The sequence below is a fragment of the Nonomuraea sp. H19 genome (assembly GCF_052068215.1).
In the GTDB taxonomy this organism is placed as follows: Bacteria; Actinomycetota; Actinomycetes; order Streptosporangiales; family Streptosporangiaceae; genus Nonomuraea.
This window is the reverse complement of record NZ_JBQHCV010000011.1, coordinates 242840-263092: the sequence shown is the minus strand read 5'-3', so window position 1 is coordinate 263092 and position 20253 is coordinate 242840. Positions and strand designations below refer to the sequence as shown.

Annotated in this window: 18 protein-coding genes; 7 read left to right on the top strand and 11 right to left on the bottom strand. The window is 70.2% G+C overall.

Annotated features, from left to right (window positions below; genetic code table 11):
* Positions 1–128 precede the first annotated feature (128 nt).
* Positions 129–4319, top strand: a complete 4191-nt coding sequence (locus ACTMTI_RS25755; protein ID WP_441123070.1) for an FtsK/SpoIIIE domain-containing protein — start codon at positions 129–131, stop codon at positions 4317–4319.
* A gap of 263 nt (positions 4320–4582) precedes the next feature.
* Positions 4583–5176, top strand: a complete 594-nt coding sequence (locus ACTMTI_RS25750) for a hypothetical protein (RefSeq protein ID WP_441123069.1) — start codon at positions 4583–4585, stop codon at positions 5174–5176.
* A 154-nt stretch (positions 5177–5330) separates the two neighbouring features.
* Here ACTMTI_RS25750 and ACTMTI_RS25745 read toward each other — a convergent pair whose 3' ends face one another.
* Entirely contained in the window at positions 5331–5795 is a 465-nt protein-coding gene (locus ACTMTI_RS25745; protein WP_441123068.1) for a hypothetical protein, read from the bottom strand.
* Positions 5796–5797: 2 nt separating this feature from the next.
* Positions 5798–6595, bottom strand: coding sequence for an alpha/beta fold hydrolase (locus ACTMTI_RS25740; RefSeq protein ID WP_441123067.1), 798 nt, complete (start codon positions 6593–6595; stop codon positions 5798–5800).
* 111 nt (positions 6596–6706) lie between these two features.
* On the opposite strand from ACTMTI_RS25740, the gene ACTMTI_RS25735 reads away from it, so the two are divergent.
* Positions 6707–7612 carry a LysR family transcriptional regulator gene (locus tag ACTMTI_RS25735; protein ID WP_441123066.1) on the top strand — a complete coding sequence of 302 codons (906 nt, stop codon included), beginning with the start codon at positions 6707–6709 and terminating at the stop codon, positions 7610–7612.
* Between the two features lie 442 nt (positions 7613–8054).
* Here ACTMTI_RS25735 and ACTMTI_RS25730 read toward each other — a convergent pair whose 3' ends face one another.
* The 7 genes from ACTMTI_RS25730 to ACTMTI_RS25700 all read right to left on the bottom strand — a co-directional run bounded on the left by ACTMTI_RS25730 (position 8055) and on the right by ACTMTI_RS25700 (position 15115).
* Entirely contained in the window at positions 8055–12479 is a 4425-nt protein-coding gene (locus tag ACTMTI_RS25730; RefSeq protein WP_441123065.1) for an RHS repeat-associated core domain-containing protein, read from the bottom strand.
* Positions 12480–12483: 4 nt separating this feature from the next.
* Positions 12484–12786 (bottom strand): WXG100 family type VII secretion target, encoded by a 303-nt coding sequence (locus ACTMTI_RS25725; protein WP_103961595.1) that lies wholly within the window; start codon positions 12784–12786, stop codon positions 12484–12486.
* A 6-nt stretch (positions 12787–12792) separates the two neighbouring features.
* The gene (locus ACTMTI_RS25720; RefSeq protein ID WP_441123064.1) at positions 12793–13389 is read right to left on the bottom strand and encodes a hypothetical protein; all 597 of its coding nucleotides are present in this window, start codon (positions 13387–13389) and stop codon (positions 12793–12795) included.
* The gene (locus ACTMTI_RS25715; RefSeq protein ID WP_441123063.1) at positions 13382–13528 is read right to left on the bottom strand and encodes a hypothetical protein; all 147 of its coding nucleotides are present in this window, start codon (positions 13526–13528) and stop codon (positions 13382–13384) included. Before ACTMTI_RS25715 ends, ACTMTI_RS25720 begins: the two co-directional genes overlap by 8 nt.
* The gene (locus tag ACTMTI_RS25710) at positions 13528–13815 is read right to left on the bottom strand and encodes a hypothetical protein (protein ID WP_441123062.1); all 288 of its coding nucleotides are present in this window, start codon (positions 13813–13815) and stop codon (positions 13528–13530) included. Before ACTMTI_RS25710 ends, ACTMTI_RS25715 begins: the two co-directional genes overlap by 1 nt.
* Entirely contained in the window at positions 13808–14578 is a 771-nt protein-coding gene (locus tag ACTMTI_RS25705; RefSeq protein WP_441123061.1) for a hypothetical protein, read from the bottom strand. Before ACTMTI_RS25705 ends, ACTMTI_RS25710 begins: the two co-directional genes overlap by 8 nt.
* A 159-nt stretch (positions 14579–14737) precedes the next feature.
* Positions 14738–15115 (bottom strand): VOC family protein, encoded by a 378-nt coding sequence (locus ACTMTI_RS25700; protein ID WP_441123060.1) that lies wholly within the window; start codon positions 15113–15115, stop codon positions 14738–14740.
* A gap of 73 nt (positions 15116–15188) precedes the next feature.
* Here ACTMTI_RS25700 and ACTMTI_RS25695 point away from each other — a divergent pair, with 73 nt between their 5' ends.
* Complete coding sequence (locus ACTMTI_RS25695; protein WP_441123059.1) at positions 15189–15620, top strand: MarR family winged helix-turn-helix transcriptional regulator; 432 nt, start codon at positions 15189–15191, stop codon at positions 15618–15620.
* 134 nt (positions 15621–15754) lie between these two features.
* Here the strand turns inward: ACTMTI_RS25695 and ACTMTI_RS25690 are convergent, their stop codons facing one another.
* Positions 15755–15952, bottom strand: a complete 198-nt coding sequence (locus tag ACTMTI_RS25690) for a hypothetical protein (RefSeq protein WP_441123161.1) — start codon at positions 15950–15952, stop codon at positions 15755–15757.
* On the opposite strand from ACTMTI_RS25690, the gene ACTMTI_RS25685 reads away from it, so the two are divergent.
* The 3 genes from ACTMTI_RS25685 to ACTMTI_RS25675 all read left to right on the top strand — a co-directional run bounded on the left by ACTMTI_RS25685 (position 15908) and on the right by ACTMTI_RS25675 (position 18544).
* Entirely contained in the window at positions 15908–16288 is a 381-nt protein-coding gene (locus tag ACTMTI_RS25685; RefSeq protein ID WP_441123157.1) for an FAD-dependent monooxygenase, read from the top strand. The genes ACTMTI_RS25690 and ACTMTI_RS25685 overlap by 45 nt on opposite strands.
* Positions 16289–16312: 24 nt before the next feature.
* A complete protein-coding gene (locus ACTMTI_RS25680; RefSeq protein WP_441123058.1) occupies positions 16313–16924 on the top strand; it encodes a hypothetical protein in 612 nt (203 codons plus the stop codon).
* Between the two features lie 102 nt (positions 16925–17026).
* Positions 17027–18544 carry a M28 family peptidase gene (locus tag ACTMTI_RS25675; RefSeq protein WP_441123057.1) on the top strand — a complete coding sequence of 506 codons (1518 nt, stop codon included), beginning with the start codon at positions 17027–17029 and terminating at the stop codon, positions 18542–18544.
* 125 nt (positions 18545–18669) lie between these two features.
* On the opposite strand, the gene ACTMTI_RS25670 is transcribed toward ACTMTI_RS25675, so the two are convergent.
* Positions 18670–20151, bottom strand: coding sequence for a M28 family metallopeptidase (locus tag ACTMTI_RS25670; protein WP_441123056.1), 1482 nt, complete (start codon positions 20149–20151; stop codon positions 18670–18672).
* Between the last annotated feature and the right edge of the window lie 102 nt (positions 20152–20253).

The window sequence follows — 20253 nt, the reverse complement described above, 5'->3', positions numbered from 1 at the left end:
GAAATATCGCGCTGATTTGGAGTTATTACTCTAGCTACCGGCGGGGCCGTTTGCGCCTCTGGGCGTACGACTAACTTCAGACGATAAATCGTGCCGAGTCCCCTGGAGAGGGGATTATGATCATCCGGTTGACGATCCGTGACCCCTTAGCCGCCACCGAGCTCGACGTCGAGGTGACGGCGGAGCCGGAGACCACGATCGGCTCGCTGCTGCGCTCCTTGCCCGTCGCTGTCAAGGAGCGGCCGTGCTTCGTCGGCACCGAAAAGCTCGACCCCGAGGCCACCGTCGCGGGCAGCCCGCTGGCGCCGGGGGCGACGATCAGCGTCGGCGAGCCGGAGCGTACCCAGCCCTGGCGGCCGCTCACCGCCGCCGGCGCGATGCGCGTGTTCGCCGGGCCCGACGCGGGCCGGGTGTTCTGGCTCACCCCCGGCAGCCACGTCATCGGCCGGGAACACACCGACATCGGCCTGCTCCGGGACCAGCGGGTGTCCAGGCGGCACGCCCGCCTCGAGGTGTCGTGGACCGGCGAGGCCACGGTCGTCGACCTCGGCTCGCGCAACGGCACGCTGGTGGACGAGGTCGTCGTGGGCGAGCCCGCCGTGCTGCGGCCGGACGGGGTGCTGCAGGTGGGCGACGACCGGCTGCGGTGGGCGCCGCTGCCGCCGTCGCGGCTCAGGACCATGCGGGCCAAGGACGGGCGGCTCGACTTCGACCGGGCGTTCTCGCCCGCCCCGGCGGTCCCGGCGGCCAGGATCGCGCTGCCCAGGAACGAGACACCGCAGCGCAATATCGCGGTCGCGCTGCTTTCGTCGCTGCTGCCGCTGCCGATTTCCATCGCCATGGCGATCCTGTTGAAAAGTGCGTATTTTCTCCTCTTCGGGATATTGACGCCCGTCACGTTCTTTGCCACGCAGTGGGTCGAGGGGCGCCAACGCAGGAAGAAAGAACGTGAGTTTGACTCGCGTAAGCGGGAAACCGCCGAACGGATTCGCCGGCACGTCGTACATGAGCAGTGGCTTCGCCATGTCGTCGCCCCCGACGAGGTCGATCTCACCTTCGCCGCCACCCACGAGGGTCCCGGGCTGTGGCCGCGCAACGCGGACTCCCCCGACGGGCTGACGCTGCGGGTGGGCGTGGCGGACGAGCCGGCCACGATCCAGTTCGACGGGGAGCCGTGGCCGGGATTCAGCGAGCCGGTGCTGCGCGGGGTTCCGGTCACGGTGGACCTGCGGGAGATCGGCGTGCTCGGCGTCATCGGCCCGCCGGATCCGGTGGACGCGCTGCTGCGCTGGCTGCTGGTCCAGCTCGGCACGCTGCGCGCGCCCGACGAGCTGCGCCTGGTCCTGATCACCGCGTCCGGGGGCGAGCACCTGGCCTGGGCGCGCTGGCTGCCGCACCTCAGCCCGGACGGGCCGGTCCCGTGCCTGGTGGGCAATACGCCGGAGACCAGGACGGCACGGATCGAGGAGCTGAAGGACCTGGTCACCGAGCGCCTCAAAGTCCGGGATCGCCGCTTCGGCGAGGACGTCGTCGTCGTCCTCGACGGGGCGCGGGCGTTACGCGACATCCCCGGCATGAAAGAGGTGCTGAGGGAGGGTCCGTCGGTCGGCGTGTACGTCATCTGCGCAGACCAGCGCAGCCTGAACGAGTGCCGCGGCGTGTGCGAACTGGACGGCACCGGCATGCTGCTCACCCGCGGCCGCCAGGGCCTGCCGGTGTTCGTGCAGCCGGAGAGCCTCGGGGAGCAGGCCGCCGAGCGCATCGCCCGCGCGGTGGCGCCCATGCGTGACCGGCTCACGCTGGCCAGGGCCGAGAGCGTGATCCCTGCTTCCGTGCGGTTGCTGGACGTGCTGGGCCTGGGCGTGCCCGACGCCGACTTGGTCCTGGCCCGCTGGAGCACCGATCCGGGGCCGACCACCAGGGTCGCCATCGGCGCCGACGGCTCCGGCCCGGTCACCGTGGACCTCGCGGCGGACGGCCCGCACACGATGCTCGGCGGGGCCACGGGCGCGGGCAAGAGCATCCTGCTGCAGACGCTCGTCACCTCGCTGTTGCTGGCCAACCGGCCCGACGAGCTGAACCTGGTGCTGGTCGACTTCAAGGGCGGCAGCGCGTTCCTGCCGTTCGAGCACTGCCCGCACGTGGTGGGGCTGATCCGCTCCACCGGCGACACGGCGGCCGACGTGTTCGACGAGAGCGCCGCGCGGCGCGTCCTGGCCTCGGTACGGGCGGAAGTGCGGCGGCGGGAGGCGATCCTGGCGCGCTACGGGGGCGAGATCGACGCCTACTGGGACGCGGGCGGGCGGCTGCCCCGGCTGGTCATGGTGTTCGACGAGTTCGCCCGCGTGCTGGAGAGCTCGCCCGACTTCCTGCGCGAGCTGGTCAACGTGGCCGCCAAGGGGCGCTCGCTCGGCATGCACCTGGTGCTGGCCACGCAGTCGTTGCAGGGCAAGCTGTCGCCCGAGCTCAAGAACAACATCTCCCTGCGCATCACCTTGCGGCAGAACGAACCCTCGGACAGCACCGAGGTCCTGGGCGTGCCGGACGCTGCCACGATCCCGTCCCGGCTGCGCGGGCGGGGCATGATCATGCGGGTGGGCGGGGAGCAGCGCACGCCGCAGCTCTTCCAAAGCGGATACCTGGGCGACCCGCCGCCCGCCGGCGCCGCCCCGGCCACGGCCCGGCTGCTGCCGTGGCCGGCGCTCGGCCTGCCGCGTCCTTCGCTCAGGTCCTCGCCGGCCCGGGGGCGTACCGACCAGGACCTGGCCATCGCGGCCGTGCTCGAGGCGGCGCGGCGGCTGCCCGGCGAGCCGCCGTTCCGTCCCTTGCTGCCGCCGCTGCCCGCGGCCATGTCGCTGGCCTCGATCGCTTCCGGGGGCGGGGTGCCGTACGGGCTGGTCGACGATCCGGCCAACCAGGCTCAGCCGGCGAGGGCGCTGGACCTGGGCGGGACCGAGCGGCTCATGGTGGCCGGAGGGCCGCAGTCGGGGCGTACCACGTTCGTCCGGACGCTGATCTCCAGTCTGGCTTCGCGGTTCTCTCCCTCTCAGGCGTGGGTGTACGTGATCGAGAACCAGCCGGGCGGGCTGGCGGCGTACGCGTCTCTGCCGCACTGCGGGGCGGTCGCGGGGTCCGGCGAGCCCGATCGCATCCGGCGGATCGTGACGTGGCTGGCAGGTGAGGTGGAGCGGCGGCGGCTGTCGCGGGCCCAAGACCATCCGGTCATCGTGCTGGTGATCGACGGGTGGGAGTATTTCGAGGATCGCGGCAATCCCGACTTCTTCGAGACGCCGCTGCTGGTGGCGGTGCGGGGGATCGTGGCCGGCGGGCCGCCCGTCGGGATCCACGTGGTGGCCGTGGGCGGGCATGACATGCTGCGGGGGAAGACGCCTGATCTGTTCTCGCAGCGGCTGTTCCTGCCGTTTCCGCGAGAGGAGACGCGGCGGGCCTACCTCGCGTCAGGGATGGTGTCGCCGCCGGTGCTGCCCGGGCGGGCCATCGAGGCCGCGACGGGGCTGCACGTGCAGATCTGCCTGCCGCCGGAGCAGGTGATGCCGGTGCGCGCGGAGGGGCGGCTGCCGAAGCCGTTCCCACCGCTGCCCGTGACCATCCCGTTGAGCGCGGTCGGCCGCGGCGCGGACGGCCGCCCGGTCGGAGGCGCGGCCGGCGGCGCGGAGGGAATTCCCATCGGCGTCGGCGGCCCTGACGTCCTTCCCGTCGCCCTGGACCTCTTCGGCGCCGGACCGCATCTGGTGCTGGTGTCCGGGCCGCCGGGCTCGGGCCGCAGCAACGCCGCCCTCGTCATGGCCACGGGACTGCTGCGAGCCGGGGTGAACGTCCTGGCAGTCGCCCCGCCCCGGTCACCGCTGCTCCGCTCGCTGCCGGGCGCCCGTACGCTGGCGGGCACCTCCTTCACCGACGCCGACCTCCGGGAGGCCGTCGCGGCCTTCGAAGGCACCCCCCACGCCGTGATCGTCGACGACTTCGACCAGCTCACGATCACGCCGAGGGAGCAGGGCTTCGACACCCTGCCGACCCTCCTGCAGGACATCCTCGCCCCCGCCGACCTGGGCCGGCGCGCGTTGATCCTGGCCGGGGACGCCACGCCGCTCCTTGAGGGCCATCGCCGATCGCTGTCGGCCGAGGTCACCGAGGTCCTTCGCGCGGGCACCCGGCTGCTGCTCACGCCCGCGAACCGGGTGGTCGCCCGCGAGCACGGCATCAACCTGGAGCCCGACCAGTTCTTCGCGGGGCCGCCCGGACGGGCCTACCTGGCCACGTCGCGGCGACTCGACCTGATCCAGATCTCCTCCATGTAGTCATCGTCCGAGAAGTGCTCATCAGCCCTCGAGCGATGGCCGGCGCGCGCGGATGCCGGCCGGGGCGCGGCACCTGGAGGGCCGGGTTGGGACGGGCTGGTCGGTCGAGCATCGATTGGTCAGAAACCGGCTTGGAGAGTGGACAGTGCCCGTGCCTAGGTTCGTGCCCTGCCGGCTCCCACTAGTGATGCGGGGCTGTGGCCAGATCAGTCGACCTCCATGGCACGGCGGACGCTTTGTCATGATCCACAAGGAGAAAGACCATGAAGCATGCCCTGTCATTTGGCGCCGCCCGTACCCTCCGGCGTGGCGCGGCGCTCGGCGCCATGAGCGCGGCCCTGGTCGCCGCGGCTGCCGCCGCCCCCATGGCCGCCTCCGCCGACGCCGCGTCGGTGGCCGCCGCACCGCCGGCCGGCACCCTGAACATCAGCAACCGCAAGACCAACCTGACATTGGAGGTCGGCGACGTCGGCGCAAGCGGCAAGGGCCAGGTCTTCAGCAGGTTCGCCCGCGGCGGCAACGACGTCGAGCAGCAGTGGAACTTCATCAACGGCGGCAAGCTGGTCAGCAGGAAGCTCGTGCGCGGGCAGACCGTGTGTCTGGAGGCCGACAGCGCAGGTCGGCTGTTCGTCGCCCGGTGCGTGGGTGGCAAGCAGACCCAGAAGTGGGCGTTCAAGCTGGCGAACGACGCGCCCGCACCTTTCAAGGACGCCTTCAGGATGCAGAACTTCGCCACCAAGAAGTGCCTGACCAGCGCTCAGCCCAACGTGCGGGGCAACGCCGAGGTGGGCGTCGGCAGTTGCAAGGGTGGCAGCCTGCTCCAGCAGTGGTTCGCCGCGCCGCTGGTCCGCAACTGAGAAGCGGAACGCGATGGGTGTAGCTCTTCCGCAGTAACCTGCTGAGCTGGACGTTTGCCGGCCTGGCTGTTTGATCACGATTGGTCTCCCCCAGCCGGCGCCCGCGCCGACCTTCGCGGATGCCCGGACCTGGGGGCATCGTCCGCTTGTGCCGTCATTCGCGGGGGAGGAAGAGGCCCAGCATGACGGCGGCCACCGGGACCAGACACAATATGGTGAAGACGCCCTGAGGTCCGTACGCCTCGGCCGCCGCGCCCAGTGCGGGGGCGCTGAGCCCGCCGACGCTCACAGCGAGCCCGAGTGTCACCCCGGACGCGGTGCCGGGCCGGCCGGGCAGGTAATCCTGCGGCCCGAACTGGGACAGGCCCCTGGCGAGCACCTCGTGCCAGTGCGCGTTGACGAAGCCGGGCAGGATCAGCATCCCGCTCGCGTCGATCGTGCGCAGACTGGCGCGCTCTCGCCGGCTCAGCGCGGCGGCGGCCAGGTCCACCGTCGGTGTCTCGCCCACCGCGACGATCCGCCCGTTCACGGCCAGCACCGAACCCGCCCGGTGGGTGCGCGCGCTCTCGTCGGCGGTGTAGAGGTGTCCATCGCGGACCAGCAGCGTGCCGTTCTCCATGGTCAGCGAGGGTCGCTGAGGAAGGCGCGGATCGCCGGGACGATCGCCGCCGCGAGGTCGTCGGCGGTGTGCAGGTCGGCCGAGACGGCGACCGGCGCGAGGCGGCCCCTGCGCAGCACCCCGGCGACCTGCTCGCCGAGCTCCCTCGGATGGCGCGGATCGGTTCCTGGGATGACCAGAGTCGGCGAGCTGATCGCGGCGAGTTCGTCGAGGCCCCGGAAGGCCCGGTCGCGGCCGATGGCCGCCGCCGCGGCGATGCTGGCCGGATCCGAGCGCGGGATCGCGTCGCGCACCATGGCGCCGATGACCGGCGGGAACCGTTCCAGGATCGGCGCCCAGGCCGCCTCGACGCCGTCGGCGAGCACTCGGGCGGCGAACGCGTCGAGGAACGCGGTCTCGGCCTCCTTGTCCTGGTCGTCCTCGATGTCCTCAACGCCGATCAGGATGGCGGCGCGGACGCGGTCCGGGTGGGCGAGCGCGGTACGCAGGGTCACGGTAGCGCCCAGGCCCGTGCCGCCCAGCACGGCGCTCCGGATGCCCAGGTGATCCTGCAGGGCGAGCACGTCGCAGGTGTACTGGTCCCAGGTGTGCCGGGCGGGATCGGCGCAGACCGACCGGCCGTAGCCTCGTACGTCGGGGAGGATCACGGTGTGCAGGTCGGCGAGGCGGCGGGCCAGCGGCAGCAGGCTGTGATGATCGGGGCCGCCACCGTGCAGCAGGACGAGGGGCGGTCCGTCGGCGCCGATCGTGGTGGCGTGCAACGGGTGGCCGTCTGCCCCGTGGTAGGTGAACGTGGTCATCGGGAAGGTCCTTTCCGCAGGCGACCCATATGCGGGAATGGATGCCTGGATCAGGCTAGGACCACCTACAACAGGGGGCAAAGACGAATATCTTGCGATACTCATAGTCATATGGCTATAGACAACCGCATCTCCCTGCACAAGCTCGAGGTCTTCTGCGCTGTCGTGGAGCAGGGAGGCGTGGGCCGCGCCGCCGCCCACCTGTATGTCTCGCAGCCCGTCGTAAGCGGCCACATCCGTTCGCTTGAGGAACGGCTGGGCGTCGAGCTGTTCCACCGCGTGGGCCAGCGCCTGGAGCTCACCGACGCGGGCCACATCGCTTACCGGTGGTCCCGCGACACACTGCGCCGCGGCAACGAGCTCGATCGCGAGCTGGCCGGCCTCGCCGGCGGCACCGCGGGGGCCGTGGCCGTGGCCACCAGCATGACCGTGGGCAGCTACTTGCTGCCGCCCGTCCTCACCGACTTCGCCCTGGCCCATCCGGGCGCGCGGATCGCGGCGCACGTGTTCGACCCGAACCAGATCTGGGAGGCCGTCACCTCCGGGTTGTGCGACCTGGCCGTCCCGATCGCCCCGCGGATTCCCCACAGCCGCGGCCTCACCGGGCAGTTCGCCGGTCACCAGGATCTCGTGCTCGCCGGCGCGCCCGGCACGGTGAACGACAGCATCTCGGTGGAGGAACTGGCCCGGCTGCCCTTCGTCGCCACGCCGCGCTCCTCCATCCGGCGCGACCTGGAGGACACAGCGCTCGCCGAACTCGGCGTCACCGACCGCGAGGTGGTCATCGAGTTCGGCCACCCCGAGGCGATCAAACACGCCGTCCGCGCCGGGCTCGGCGTCGCGCTGCTCTTTCGCGCCTCGGTGGCCGCAGAACTGGCCACAGGCGCGCTTCACGAGATCCGGATCGCCGGCACCCAGCCGCGCCTGCCGGTCTTCGTCGTCTGGCGCACAGACAAGCGCCTGTCCCCTTTGCAGCAGACGTTGATCACCGTCATCCGCGACGCGCTGTCCTCGTGACCACACCCGGATGGCCTCGGCCAGAGAGGCCCTGCGAACCGGCAAGTTCACAAACGTCGAGCACGAAAGCGACGGCCATTACTGATCTGGCCATCAGGCCCTGAGACCACCGGGTCTCGACCTCAGCGGCGGCGCACCGGACGGGGTCGGACAGGCTCATTCTGGACCGGCGGGTCGAGGCGCCCCTCACGCGTCCACGTCTTGAGCGTGCGCGAGCTGCTCTTCCATGTGCCAACCCGGAGGTCGCTTCGGCTCGTCAAACCAAGGGCATCCTTTGGCGATCCACGCGTTCCTGGCTCGGAGGACACCCGCCGGCGTGGCATCTTGATAGCCGAATTCAATTCCACAGCAGGCGCAGATGTCCCACGAAGGCGTTCTTCCGTCCTCGCCCCACGGCGGGCCCTTCTGAAGCAGTCCGCAGACTCGACAGTACAGATTGCCATTATTGGGCATTGAAGTAGTCCAGATTGGTCGGATATCCGTGGACCTGCGGGTCCGGTATGAAATATGTTCGCGGAACGCCCTGCGCGTTCCGCACGCCGAACTGATCGGTCTGCGGATTGTAGCGAACGACGTCGCCGTTCGGCCGGTGCCTGGTGAGCGTGCCCGGATGGCCGCCGGTCAGGAAGCCCGTCGCTTCCTCCACATATTCCTTCGCGTTGTTCAGGTGCGGGAATTCCCGCCCGTGGCTGCGCCAGTGACCATACGCGTTCTCGACCGACGTCCTGCTGCTCGTCGAACTCCAGATCGAGGTCCCGTACGGGCTCAGCCCCAGCGGGTCGCACCATGACTTCGGGTTGTCCACGTAGGCGTGCGGGTTCCAGCCACCGGAGAGGCCGATGGGGTCGCTTGCCAGGTAATGAGCGCTGGCCGGGTCGTAGTGACGGAAGTAGTTGTACTGAAGACCGGACTCCTCGTCCGCGTACTGGCCAGGGAACCGCAAGGGACAGTCGGCTCCGGTCGAGACAAGGTCGGTCGAGGCTCCCCACAAGTCCTGCCTCGTGCGCCAGGCCAGGTTGCCGTCTGGATCCACGAGTTCGGCAGGGGTGCCGATCAAGTCAGTGGCGATGGCGTAGAACTGCTCATCGATCCACTCCTGGGAATCGGCTCGGCGCTCTGTCTGGGAGAGAGGGTGGAAGGTGCCGGGGATCCAGTCCCATACCGTCGTGCGGTCCTCGGTGGTCTGCTCGGCCAGGGTGAGGCCGTCCCAGACGAAATCCGTACGCTCGGAACCGTTCACCCGTTCTTTCGCTACGCGGCGGCCGAGGGGGTCGTACAAGTAGCGCCAGGTCGCGCCATCCGGCGTGGTGACGCCTGTCAGGCGGTCGTCGGCGTCCCACGTGTAGCGCCATGTCCTGGGTCTCGATGACAGGCCCTTCTGCTGGCGGAGGGTCACCCGGCCCTGACGGTCGTACTCATATCGCGTACGGCCCGCCTGGCGGATCATTGTCCCCGTGTAGGCGCGAGGGCCGCGGGCGTCCGACGACGCCGGCCATGTGGCGTCGGTGATCTGGCCGGCGGCGTTGTAGGTGTAGCGCTCCGACCAGTTCGCGCCCTGGACACCGGTAACGCGGCCGACCGGATCCAGGTCGTAGTGGCGGCGGCCGGACAGCAGGTCGTCGATCTGAATGAGATGGCCGTCTGGGCGATAGTCGTAGGTGCGCCGCTGGATGAGCCGATTTCCGGTGCGGAGGGTCTGGGCGCGGAGGCGGGAGTCGGGGTCCCAGTCATGAATCAGCGAGACGTTTGTGCCGAAATTTCGACCAATTTCGTGGCCCGCTGGATCATAGGCGAAAGCGACCGTCTGGCCGGCTGTCTGCAGCATCTTGGGCTGGTTGCGCGGGTTGTAATCCCAAACCGCTTCCGCTCCTGAGGGGGTGCGGCGGTGTACGCGTCGGCCGAGTGCGTCGTAGGCCGAGGTGAGCGTGCGCCCGTTGCAGGTTTCGGCGGTGATCCTGCCGTGAGCGTCTCGACTGATGCGCAGGTCGGCATCCGGGTTCACCGCCCAGGTCAGGCGGCCGAGCGCATCGTAGGCGAACGTGGTGACGCGGTCCTCCGAGCGCTGCTCGATGACCTGGCCCAGAACGTCGTGGGTGTAGCTGGTGGACTCTCCGGCCCCGTTGACGCGTTCGATCAACCTGCCGGCCGCGTCCCGGACGTAGGTCAGCGTACGGTGGTTGAAGTCGGTCTCCCGGATCAGGTCGCCTTCCGCGTCGTAGGTGTAGTGCCAGGTCAGCCCCTGGGGGTTGGTGACCTGGGCGAGGCGCAACTCGGTGTCGTAGGCGAGCTCCAGACGGGCACCGCCCGCGGTGGTCAGTGCGGTGGCCACGTCGAAGGAGCCGACTTCGGTGTGGGTCGCCCGGCCGAGCGCGTCGACGTGTTCGATGAGGTTGTTCTCCCCGTCATACCGCCAGCGTTCGGTCACGCCGCTAGGTAGCGTGCGACTGGCCGGCTTGCCCTCCACTGTCCAGGTGTAGCGGGTGGTGTTGCCGAGGGCGTCGGTGATGGCGGTGGCTCGCCCAAAAGCATCGCGCTCATAGCGGGTCGTCCCGCCCAGCGCATCGGTGACCTCCACCGGCAGCCCGGCAGCATCCGTTCGCACGCTGCAGGTGTGGCCCAGGGCGTTGGTGATCGCGGCCAGGTGTCCGTGCTGGTTGTAGGTGAAGCGGCTGTCGCCGTCGCTGATGATGTTGCCGCGCTCGTCGTATTCGAACGCGTGGACGCTGCCGTCGTAGTCGGTGATAGTGACCGGCAGGTGCAGGTCGTTGTAGGTGTGGCGACGAGTGGCACCGTCCGGGCGGCTGATCGAAAGCGGCATGCCGAACTCGTCGTAGGTATACCGCACGGTGCGGCCCAGCGGGTCGGTCTGCGACAGCAAGCGGTCGTAGTGGTCCCAGTGGTAGCGGGTTACGTGGCCGAGGGGGTTGGTCTCGGCGACTACCTGAAGGAGGTCGTTGTAGTGGTACGTGGTGGCGTGGCCCAGTGAGTCGTACGCGCGGGTGACGCCGTCCCCGTAGCTGATCTCCGTGTTGAAGATGCCGTCCTTGCCGGTGCCGTAAACGCAGCGGCCTTCCCCGTCGTAGGTGTAGGCGTACCAGGTGCCGATGCGGTCGTGCCAGCGGGTCATCCGGCCGTCGTCGTCGTAGGTGAAACGCAGCGGCAGGCCAGAAGAGTTGGTCACCTCGGTCAGGTCGCCGGCCTCGTCGTAGGCGTAGGAGACGAGGCTCTGGCCGGCGCCGCGCAGGCGGATCTCCACGATGCGGCCGTGCGCGGTCTCGATGTCCAGGTGGTAGCCGCCGGAGTGGGTCACCTCGGTGAGCAGGCCGTCGGTGTAGTGGAAGTCGACGCGGTCGCCGTTGCGGTCGGTGATCGCCGCGATCGGCAGCACCTTCGAATCCTCTTGCGGTAATGGTGCGAAGTGGGTGGTGTGGCCGGTGTGCGGGTCGGTGACCGTGTAGCCGGTCCCTTCCGCGCGCAATGCCAGGCGGGGACCGTCGTCGGGGTGGACGGCCTGGCCGGGCTCGGGATGCGGGAAGGCGAGTACGGCGCCGCCGGCGGTGGCCAGGCACACGCCTTCGGCGTCCGCCTCCACGCGTTGGTCCAGGGTCGAGGCCCAGGATCGGCCGAACCAGCGCCCCGTACGGTAGCTGGACAGATGTGTGCGCTCCAGCCGCAGCGGCAGTGCCCCCGGCAGGTCCACGTCCGTCTGCGGGAGCAGCACGATACCGGTGGGGAAGTGCACCGGGTCCTTGCTGAAGAACTGCCGGCCGCGCTGCCAGGCCGCGGTCGCCGTCGCACCGGCCCGCGACCCGCCCGCCTGGATCGCCGAGCGGATCGACGTCGCCCCGGCTCCCAGGGCGGCCCGGCCGCCGCGGATCCCCGCCGCGCCGAGTCCCAGCAGCGTGCCTCCGCCGCCGCGGACGGCCGCGGCGGCGCCGCGCAGCCCGGTCACGGCCTTGGCCCCCTGGGCCAGCAGGCCGATGCTCTTGCCGCCCGGGATCACCCCGACCGCGGCCAGCGCCACCTGCCCCAAGGAGCCCCTGCCCTGGCGGTACTTGTTGAGCGCGTCGGCCAGCACCACCGCCCCGGCCGCCACCGCGACCCCGGCCAGCACCACCCCGGCCAGCCCGCCGGTGCCGATCACCAGCACCACCAGCCCGGCCACCAGCGCCACCTTGCCCGCGAACGACACGAAGTCATCCCACGACCGGAACGGCGTCGAGATCACGTCCCACGCCTTCTGCAGGAACGACTTGTTCTTGATGCCGCTGCCCGCCAGCGCCTGATCGATCTCCCGCACCGCCCGGCTCTCGGCATCACCGCGCAACTGGGCCGCCTCATCGGCGATCCGCCGCGCCCGCGCCCGGTCGGCGTCGGCGGCGCGGGCCCGCTGCACCGCCGGCCGCACCGCCGCCTGCACCGCCGGATCCGCCGCGCCGACCGCCGACTCCGCCTCCGCCAGGCTCCCCACCGCGCCCGCGCCCGGCAGCTGCGCCTGTACCTCCCGTAACGCGCCCCGGTACTGGACGTCGGCCGTCTGGCCCTGGCGCAGCGCCGTACCGGCCTGGGTCTTGGCCTGCTCCAGCGAACCGGCATAGGCCATCAGCGCGTTCCCGGCGCCCCGGTACGCCTTGCCCAGCTTGGTCAGCTCGCCGGGCAGCTCGCCCAGCGCCTCGGCGTACCGCGCCGCGTAATCCCCGCGCATCCGCAACGCCGAGCTGCCACCCGCCACCGCCGTCAACTTGGCCGTGTTGTCCTCGGCGAGCTGCGCTTCCTTGAGCAGCCGGCCGGCGAGTCCCCGAACCTCGCCCGGGTTCCCGGGCGCGGGGTCGCCGGGCAGCCCGAGCACCTCCCATCCGCCCGGCATGACGTCACGCTCCCGCGCCGCCGCTGAGCGAGGCGTCCAGCTCGCGGTGCTTGGCGATGGCGGTCTTGAGGAACTGGCTCATGCCCTCCAGGCCCTGCATGACCTGCCTGGCGCCGTTGTTCCACTGGTCGTAGTCCTGCTGGAACTTGCCCGAGGCGCGCTCGGTGACGAAGTCGCTGCTGACGAGCTGGTCGATCATCGACTTGAGCTGGGTCAGACGGCTCTCGATGTCCTCCTTCTCCTTGTTCAGCCGGGTGGCGCTGTTCTCCACCTGGGGGAAGCTGAGGTGATGGGTCCCACCTGCCATGACGGTTCACTCTCCTTGGGGGTCGGACCAGGCCAGGGTGGCGCTGATCGCGTCGAACAGATCGAGCATGGGCTCGGTCAGGCTCAGGTGCGGGCTGGTCAGCACCAGGTCCAGCACGCCGTGCCCGCCGGGTACGGGAATGAGGGTCTGCATGGTCACCGCTTCGATCTCGCCGGACTCGACGCCGGTGACTCGTACGGCGCGGCCCGCGTCGATCTCCACGATCTCGACGTCGCGCCAGGCGGGTGTGTCGTGCCTGGGCGGGATCGCGATGATGCCCGAGGCGATGGCCTCGACGGCGTTGCCTTCCGGGTCCGGCGATCCCCCGGTGTGCAGGACCATGAGGGTGGCGAGGACGGTGCCGACGTCCTCCGCGTGGTCGGTCATCGCCGCGCCGAAAACCGCGCCGCGCCGGCCCGCCAGGTCGGCGACCTCGCGCAGCACCTTCACCAGCAGCGACCGGTGGGGCGCCAGCTCCGGGTTGGCCGCCACCCGGGCGTCCACCAGGCGCGCCAGGTCACCGCTGTGGCCGGCCCGCCACACGTCGAACTCGTACCAGGATTCGGGCACCCGTACCGTGAACCCGAAGGGAAGATCAGCCATCGGAGAGCTCCTCCATGTACGCGGGCTGGGATGATCGAGCGTTCGCCGGCACGTTCCGGTCCGTCAGCGCGAACACCAGCGACACCACGATCGTCCCGAGCAGGATGCCGGTGAGGACGCCGAGTCCGAGCGCCTTCATCACGCGCTCCTCGTCGACAGCGAGTCCGCCAGCGAGCCGTCGAGCTGCCCGGTGCCCTCGACGAGGGCGTCGAGCAGCCCGGCCGCCCGCTCGAGTAGCTGGTTCATCCGCTCGCGGTTGTCCGAGGACTCCTCGAAGAACGTCCGCAGCGCGTCGTCGACCTTCGCCGAGCCGGTCCGCGCGTCGAGCGCGCCGATCTTGCCTCCGTCCAGGGCCGCGCGAATGGACTTGAGGTCCCGCGAGACGCTCGCCGCCTCCTGCCGGTCGGCGGTGAATTCCTCAGCCATTCCGGACCTCTCCCTCGATGGGTTCTGGAGCGTTCCCAACCGTCGGCTTCATCTCGTACGAGGTGACGGCGCTCCCCTCGAAGGCGTCGGCGGACGAAGCCTGCACCGCCCCGCTGGAGATCGCGATGACGACGCTCGCCGCGAACGCGACGATGAGCACGCCGATCGCGACACCGGCCAGGTACGCCGGTTCGCGCCAGACCGGCGTGGACACGAGCACGTCCTCGTAGGGCGCGGGTTCGTACGGCCTGGTCCGGTTCTCGGCCTCCCGCAGCAGTTCCTCCACCGTGGCGCGGGGGGGCGGCTCGGAGCGGCCGAGCAGGATGCTCACCAGCTCGACGGCCGTCGGGCGGCACTCCGGATCGGGCTGCCGGCACTCGTCGATCACCGCGCGCAACGCGGGCAGCAGCCTGTCGAGATCGGGCTCTTCGCCCTCCCCCGCCTGCCGCCCGGTCGCCGCGAACATGATCACGTCGGCCCAGTCACGCACGTCGCGCGAGGGGAACTCGCTGTCACGCGGCCCTGGGGCGAAGAACACCTGCCCGTGCGCCCCGATCATGACGTTGCCCGGGCTGAGCCGCAGTCCCGCGATCCCGCCCAGGTGCAGCCTGGCCATGGTGGCCGCGCTGCCGAGCGTCAGCAGGTAGAGCGCCTCTCCCCTGACCGGTCCGGCCGTCCTGACGACGTCGGCCAGTGGCCGGCCTCTCCCCAGGTAATCGCGCGGCTGTAAGGCCAGGCCGCCGGTCCATCCCTGAAATTCCATCGCCATCCCCGTGCCGGGTGAGTCGCGCAGGGTGGGCACGCCGATGTTCGCCCAGGTGAACCATGCTTCCGGCCATCGGCGAGCGCCGTTTTCCGCCAGGTTGTACGCCGCTCGCCGCCGCCGGGTTCAATCGAATTCGAGAAATTTTCGGGCGGCCGGTCACATGGGCGGGACTGCGGTGAAGAGCTCGTAGCTGTGGCCGTTCGGGTCGCGTACGTACACGCCGCGGCCGCCCCCGAGACGGTTGATCTCCCGGTCCCAGCCGTTCATGGGCCCGGAGCCGTAGTCGATGGACGGGCTGCGGCCGAGGCGCTCCATGACCGCGTCAAAGGTGGCGTCGTCGACCAGGAAGGCGTAGTGGCCGGGCTGGGGGTTGTGCCGGTCGTCGAAGTCGAGCGTGAGGTCGTCGTTGACGCGGACCGGCGCGAACGGTCCCGCCGGCGTGCCGACCCGCAGCCCCAGCAGGTCCGCGAAGAACCCGGCCGCCTCGTTCCGGTCGGCGGCGGGGACGATCAGATGGTTCATGACGATGGCCACGAGGACTCCTTTTGAGCCGAATATATGCGATTCGCATGCAATCATATGTGCGCATCGCATGTAAAATGCGATCATGAACGACGGTGGGCCCGCCCTGTTCCGGCTGGTGCGGTTCTGGTCGCGCCGATGGGCCGGACAGGCGTCGCACGAGCTGACCGGGGAGCCGCGGCATGTACAGCACATCCTGGTCGTGGAGGCCGTACACACCCAGACCGGCGACGCCCCGACCGTGGGCACCGTGGCGCACCAGCTCGGGCTCGACCACTCGGGCGCCAGCCGCATGGTCAAGGACGCCGTCGAGGCCGGCTACCTCGCCCGCGCCACCTCCGAACGCGACCGGCGCCGCGCCTCCCTGCGGCTCACGGAGCGCGGGCACGCGTTGCTGGCCGGGTCCCGGCAGTGGCAGCGGCACGCCTTCGACGAGCTGACCGCCTCCTGGGACGAACGCGACCGTCGGCAGTTCGCGGCCTACCTGTCACGCCTGGCCGACGAGGTCGGCGCTTGACCTTGACGCAACGGCAGGGGAAGCGGATCTGACCAGGCCTGAGGTGGTCGGAGCCTTGCACCTGCATGGGCACCCCAGGCCGTCGAGAGCCGTCGTCCCTGCTCTGAGGGTGTTGGCTCCCCCTTTTGGCTCCCCTAGACCGGATCGCCCGGTGAGCCCGGCCGCCGCCCCCTCACCGATCTGGGCGTGCCGGTGACCTCGATCGTGTGCTGTGCAGAGCCCGCTACGTGATCGCCGCCGACGGATTCCGCGACGGCCGGGTCCTCCTCGTCGGCGATGCCGCCCGTGTGTGGCCGCCCGCCGCCGCCCTGGGCGCCAACTCCGCGGTTCAAGACGCGCACAATCTGGCGTGGAAGATCGCCGCCATGCTCGCGGGCCGGACCTCCGACGCGCTGCTCGACACGTACGAGGCCGAGCGCCGACCGGTCGCCCTGGAACTGGCCGATCTGACCGTGCGCAGCCAGGCCGCCAGGATAGGTCCCATCCCGAGAACGACCCGATGGACGCGATCCTGTGCACCCTGGGCCAGCGGTAGCGGTCCACGGCGATGGCCGGGGCCGATTGGTCCACGTCCTGCACCGCATCCTCCACTGACACGGTTCCGCCGGGCTCGTAACGCATGTCTCGGGTTGACCTTGACGCGACGTCAATGTGTCTCATGGAGGTGATCGCACCCGAGGGAGAGGAAGCCGATGGTCAGAGCCGCGCTACGGGTCGTGGGGTTCGAGCTGAAGGGCCTGGCCAGCGTCGGCCTGTGGGTTGTACGCCGCCGGCACGGCGTCCCTGCGGGGGCGACCGTCGTCACGTACGCCAAGGAGCAGGCGTTCATGCTGTGGCTAATGCTCTTCGCGATGGCGGTCGAGACGGTGGTGGTGGACCTGCTGCTGGTGGCGATGGACGTACCGGCCTGGCTGCGGTTCGCGGTGCTGATCGCCGACGTCTACGGGCTGCTGTTCGGGGTCGCGCTGGCCGGGGCGTGCGTGACCCGGCCGCACGTCATCACGGAGGATGAGCTGCGCATCAGGTACGGCGCGTACTTCGACGTGCGCGTGCCCCGCGATCGGATCGCCACCGTGCACACGGGCCGCAACTACAACGAGGAGCACATGGTCTCGATCAAGGACGGGCAGCTGAGGGTCGCGGTCGCCTCGCAGACCAATATCACGATCGAGCTGACCGAGCCTGTCGCGCTCGTCCGCCCGCTCGGCCGCCGCGCCGAGGCCACCTCGATCCGCTTCTTCGCCGACAGTCCGGAGAAGGTGGTGACCGCCCTTCGGTCCGGCCGCCTCGCCGTGGGTTCATAGAGTCCGAGTGGCACCTAGGCGAACCCCTTTTGTGGGGTTACGTTCCATTCAGCACCATCTCGGGATCTTCCACCCCCCGACCTCGGATGGAGACGCGCCATCATGCCGCTCACCTGGAAAAACGGCACGAGATCTGCCATCGCGATCCTCTCCTTATCCCTGACCGCCCTCCTGCCGGCCGCCCCCGCCCGGGCCGCCGCCGCGCCGCCGGACATCTCCCTGGCCAACGTCAAAGCCCACCTCGCCGAGTTCCAGTCCATCGCCACCGCCAACGGCGGCAACCGGGCGCACGGCCGCCCCGGCTACCTGGCCTCGGCGAACTACGTCAAAGGGCGGCTCGACGCCGCCGGATTCACCACGACGCTCCAGTCCTTCACCTACAACGGCGCCACCGGCTACAACGTCATCGCCGACTGGCCGGGCGGGAACCCCGACGACGTCCTGATGGTCGGCGCCCACCTCGACAGCGTCGCGGCCGGGCCCGGCATCAACGACAACGGCTCGGGCAGCGCGGCCATTCTGGAGAGTGCGCTCGAGGTGTCCAGGCAGGCACTCCAGCCGGCCAAGCACCTGCGGTTCGCCTGGTGGGGTGCGGAGGAGCTGGGGCTGCGCGGATCGCAGTTCTACGTCAACAACCTGCCGGCCGCGGAACGCGGGCGGATCAAGGCGTACCTGAACTTCGACATGGTCGGCTCCCCCAACGCCGGATATTTCGTGTACGACGGCGACAACTCCGACGGCACCGGCTCGGGTCCCGGCCCGGCGGGGTCGGCGGCGCTGGAGCAGACGATCCTGGACTACTTCGGCTCGATCGGGGTGCCGACCCGGGGCACCGACTTCGACGGCCGCTCCGACTACGGGCCGTTCATCGCGGTCGGGATCCCGGCGGGCGGCACGTTCACAGGCGCGGAAGGCATCAAGAGCTCCGCGCAGGCCGCGTTGTGGGGCGGCACGGCCGGGCAGGCGTTCGACCCCTGCTACCACCGCGCATGCGACACGGCCGCCAACATCAACGACACGGCGCTGGACCGGAACGCCGACGCGATCGCGCACGCCGTGTGGACGATCGGCACCGCCGTGCCGCCGGTCGTGGTCTGGCAGGACACGTTCGAGACGGTCACGGGCTGGACCGCGAACCCGTCCGCGACCGACACCGCCACCCTGGGGCAGTGGGAGCGCGGTGACCCCGAGGCCACCACGTCGTCGGGCGCCAAGCAACTCGGCACCGCGGTCAGCGGCACGAACGACCTGGTAACAGGCAGGTTGGCGGGTTCCTCGGCGGGCGCGTACGACGTCGACGGCGGCGTCACCTCGATCCAGTCGCCCCCGATCACGCTGCCTTCATCGGGTCCGCTGAACCTGTCGCTGTCGTGGTATCTGGCGCACGGCTCCAACTCCTCCAGCGCCGACTACCTGCGGGTCCGAGTGGTGGGGACGACGACGGCCACGGTGCTGAACCAGACCGGCGCGGCCACGAACCGCAACGGCGCCTGGGCGACCGCTTCGGCGAGCCTGAACGCCTTCGCGGGCCAGACGGTCCGCATCCTCATCGACGCGGCCGACGCCTCTGGCGCTTCCCTGGTCGAGGCCGGCGTCGACGACGTCAAGATCACCCGGTAGCCGTTCGCGGGCCGGGCCGAGCAGACCGTTCCTGCCGGGCGCATCAGACGCCCGGGCAGGTCGGCCGGGCAGGTCGGCCGGGCAGGTCGGCCGGGCAGGCGCATGGGTCTGCCCGGCCGGTCGGGTCAGCCGACGCTTTCCGCTGTCAAAGCAGCGACCCTCGATGACGGTGCCCGCGGTGGGATGGAGCGGAGGCTGAAGGCGTACCGGGCGACGGAGTCGGCGATCGCGTCCGAGTTCACGTCCAGCGCCGTCGCGTTCACGTTGGTGATCGTGTCGCACGCCTGGTGATAGCAGACGTCGTACGCGACCCCCGCCGTCCCTCCGAACAGCGCCGCCTCCTCGGCCGTCTTGATGCCTTCCGCGCCCGTGAAGACGCCGCCCGCCGGGATCCCGACCGCGATGAACGGCCCGTAGTCGGAACGGCCGTCGAAGTCGGTCCCGACCGTAGGCAGGTCGCGGGACCCGTAGAAGGCCTCCAACTGCTTCTCGATCTCCGCCGAACCGGGCGGACCGGCCGGGGCTCCGGCGTTGTCGGAGTTGTCCCCGTCGTAGAGCTTGTACGCGTAGTTCGGCGAGGCGACCATGTCGAAGTTCAGGTAGACCCGGATCCGGTCCCGCTGCTCTTCGGACAGCGACTCGACGTACTGGTCGGAGCCGAGCAGGCCGATCTCCTCGGCGGCCCAGAAGGCGAAGCGGACCTTGTTCTTGACCGGGTAGTTCGCCATCTCCTCGGCGACCTCCAGGATCGCCGCGGTGCCGGAGCCGTTGTCGTTGATGCCGGGCCCTTCGAGCACGCTGTCGAGGTGGGCCCCGGCCATCACGACGTTGCGGGGGTCGCCGAAGCGGGACTCGGCGATCACGTTCTCATCGGTGCCGAGCACGAGCGTGGCGTCGACCTTGAGCCGTATCGTCGCGCCCGGCGTGCTCGCCAGCGCGTTGCCGACCGCGAAGTCGGCGAAGACCATGGGCACCCCCGCCCGCCACTCACCGATGTCCAGTGGGTACGCCTCGGTGCGTCCCTCCTGGCCTTCGTTGAACACGATGATCCCGGAGGCGCCGGCGCGGCCCGCGTTGCGGATCTTCAGGGCGAACGCACAGGTGCCGCGCTGGATGAGCGCGATGCGGCCGGCCACGAACCCGGCGAAGTCGGACTGCTCGCAGCCGCTGGTCGAGGTCGGCGCCGGGGTGGGCGGCAGCGTGAGGTCCACGCCCTGGACCTGCGCGGTCACGTCGCCCGCCGGGGAGGGCTGGAAGGTGAAGAAGTCCTGGTTCGGCACGTACGAGCCGAGTACGGGCGGCGCGTTCTCCGTCCAGCCCTCGACGAAGTTGATCGGATTCAGCGTGACCTTGTAGCCGGCCTTGCGCAGCTTGTTCGCCACGTAGTCGCGGGAGGCGTCGTAACCAGCCGTGCCGGCCGCCCGGTTGCCGCCGTTGACGGTGCCGATGGCCTGCAGGGCTTGCAGGTGCTTGTTGACGTTCGTGCCCTTGACCTGCTTGACCAGCAGCTTGGCGAACAGGTCGGCCAGGCCGCCGGCGTGGGCCGGGACGGCCATGGCGAGCGGTAAGGAGAGTGCGGTGATCAGGACGATGATGGTTCTGCGCATACGGGACTTCCCCCTGTGAGACAGGAAGGCGGGCAATTCCCCCGAGCCTCGCCGAACGGAAGGTAACCCGCGCGAGAGAGCCTGGGAAGACCCACTAATGCG

Excerpts from the sequence above, each read along its gene's own strand:
- ACTMTI_RS25750 (WP_441123069.1), top strand. The coding sequence starts at position 4,583 with ATGAAGCATGCCCTGTCATTTGGCGCCGCCCGTACCCTCCGGCGTGGC.
- ACTMTI_RS25745 (WP_441123068.1), bottom strand. The coding sequence starts at position 5,795 with ATGGAGAACGGCACGCTGCTGGTCCGCGATGGACACCTCTACACCGCC.
- ACTMTI_RS25740 (WP_441123067.1), bottom strand. The coding sequence starts at position 6,595 with ATGACCACGTTCACCTACCACGGGGCAGACGGCCACCCGTTGCACGCC.
- ACTMTI_RS25735 (WP_441123066.1), top strand. The coding sequence starts at position 6,707 with ATGGCTATAGACAACCGCATCTCCCTGCACAAGCTCGAGGTCTTCTGC.
- ACTMTI_RS25730 (WP_441123065.1), bottom strand. The coding sequence starts at position 12,479 with ATGCCGGGCGGATGGGAGGTGCTCGGGCTGCCCGGCGACCCCGCGCCC.
- ACTMTI_RS25725 (WP_103961595.1), bottom strand. The coding sequence starts at position 12,786 with ATGGCAGGTGGGACCCATCACCTCAGCTTCCCCCAGGTGGAGAACAGC.
- ACTMTI_RS25720 (WP_441123064.1), bottom strand. The coding sequence starts at position 13,389 with ATGGCTGATCTTCCCTTCGGGTTCACGGTACGGGTGCCCGAATCCTGG.
- ACTMTI_RS25715 (WP_441123063.1), bottom strand. The coding sequence starts at position 13,528 with ATGAAGGCGCTCGGACTCGGCGTCCTCACCGGCATCCTGCTCGGGACG.
- ACTMTI_RS25710 (WP_441123062.1), bottom strand. The coding sequence starts at position 13,815 with ATGGCTGAGGAATTCACCGCCGACCGGCAGGAGGCGGCGAGCGTCTCG.
- ACTMTI_RS25705 (WP_441123061.1), bottom strand. The coding sequence starts at position 14,578 with ATGGAATTTCAGGGATGGACCGGCGGCCTGGCCTTACAGCCGCGCGAT.
- ACTMTI_RS25695 (WP_441123059.1), top strand. The coding sequence starts at position 15,189 with ATGAACGACGGTGGGCCCGCCCTGTTCCGGCTGGTGCGGTTCTGGTCG.
- ACTMTI_RS25680 (WP_441123058.1), top strand. The coding sequence starts at position 16,313 with ATGGTCAGAGCCGCGCTACGGGTCGTGGGGTTCGAGCTGAAGGGCCTG.
- ACTMTI_RS25675 (WP_441123057.1), top strand. The coding sequence starts at position 17,027 with ATGCCGCTCACCTGGAAAAACGGCACGAGATCTGCCATCGCGATCCTC.
- ACTMTI_RS25670 (WP_441123056.1), bottom strand. The coding sequence starts at position 20,151 with ATGCGCAGAACCATCATCGTCCTGATCACCGCACTCTCCTTACCGCTC.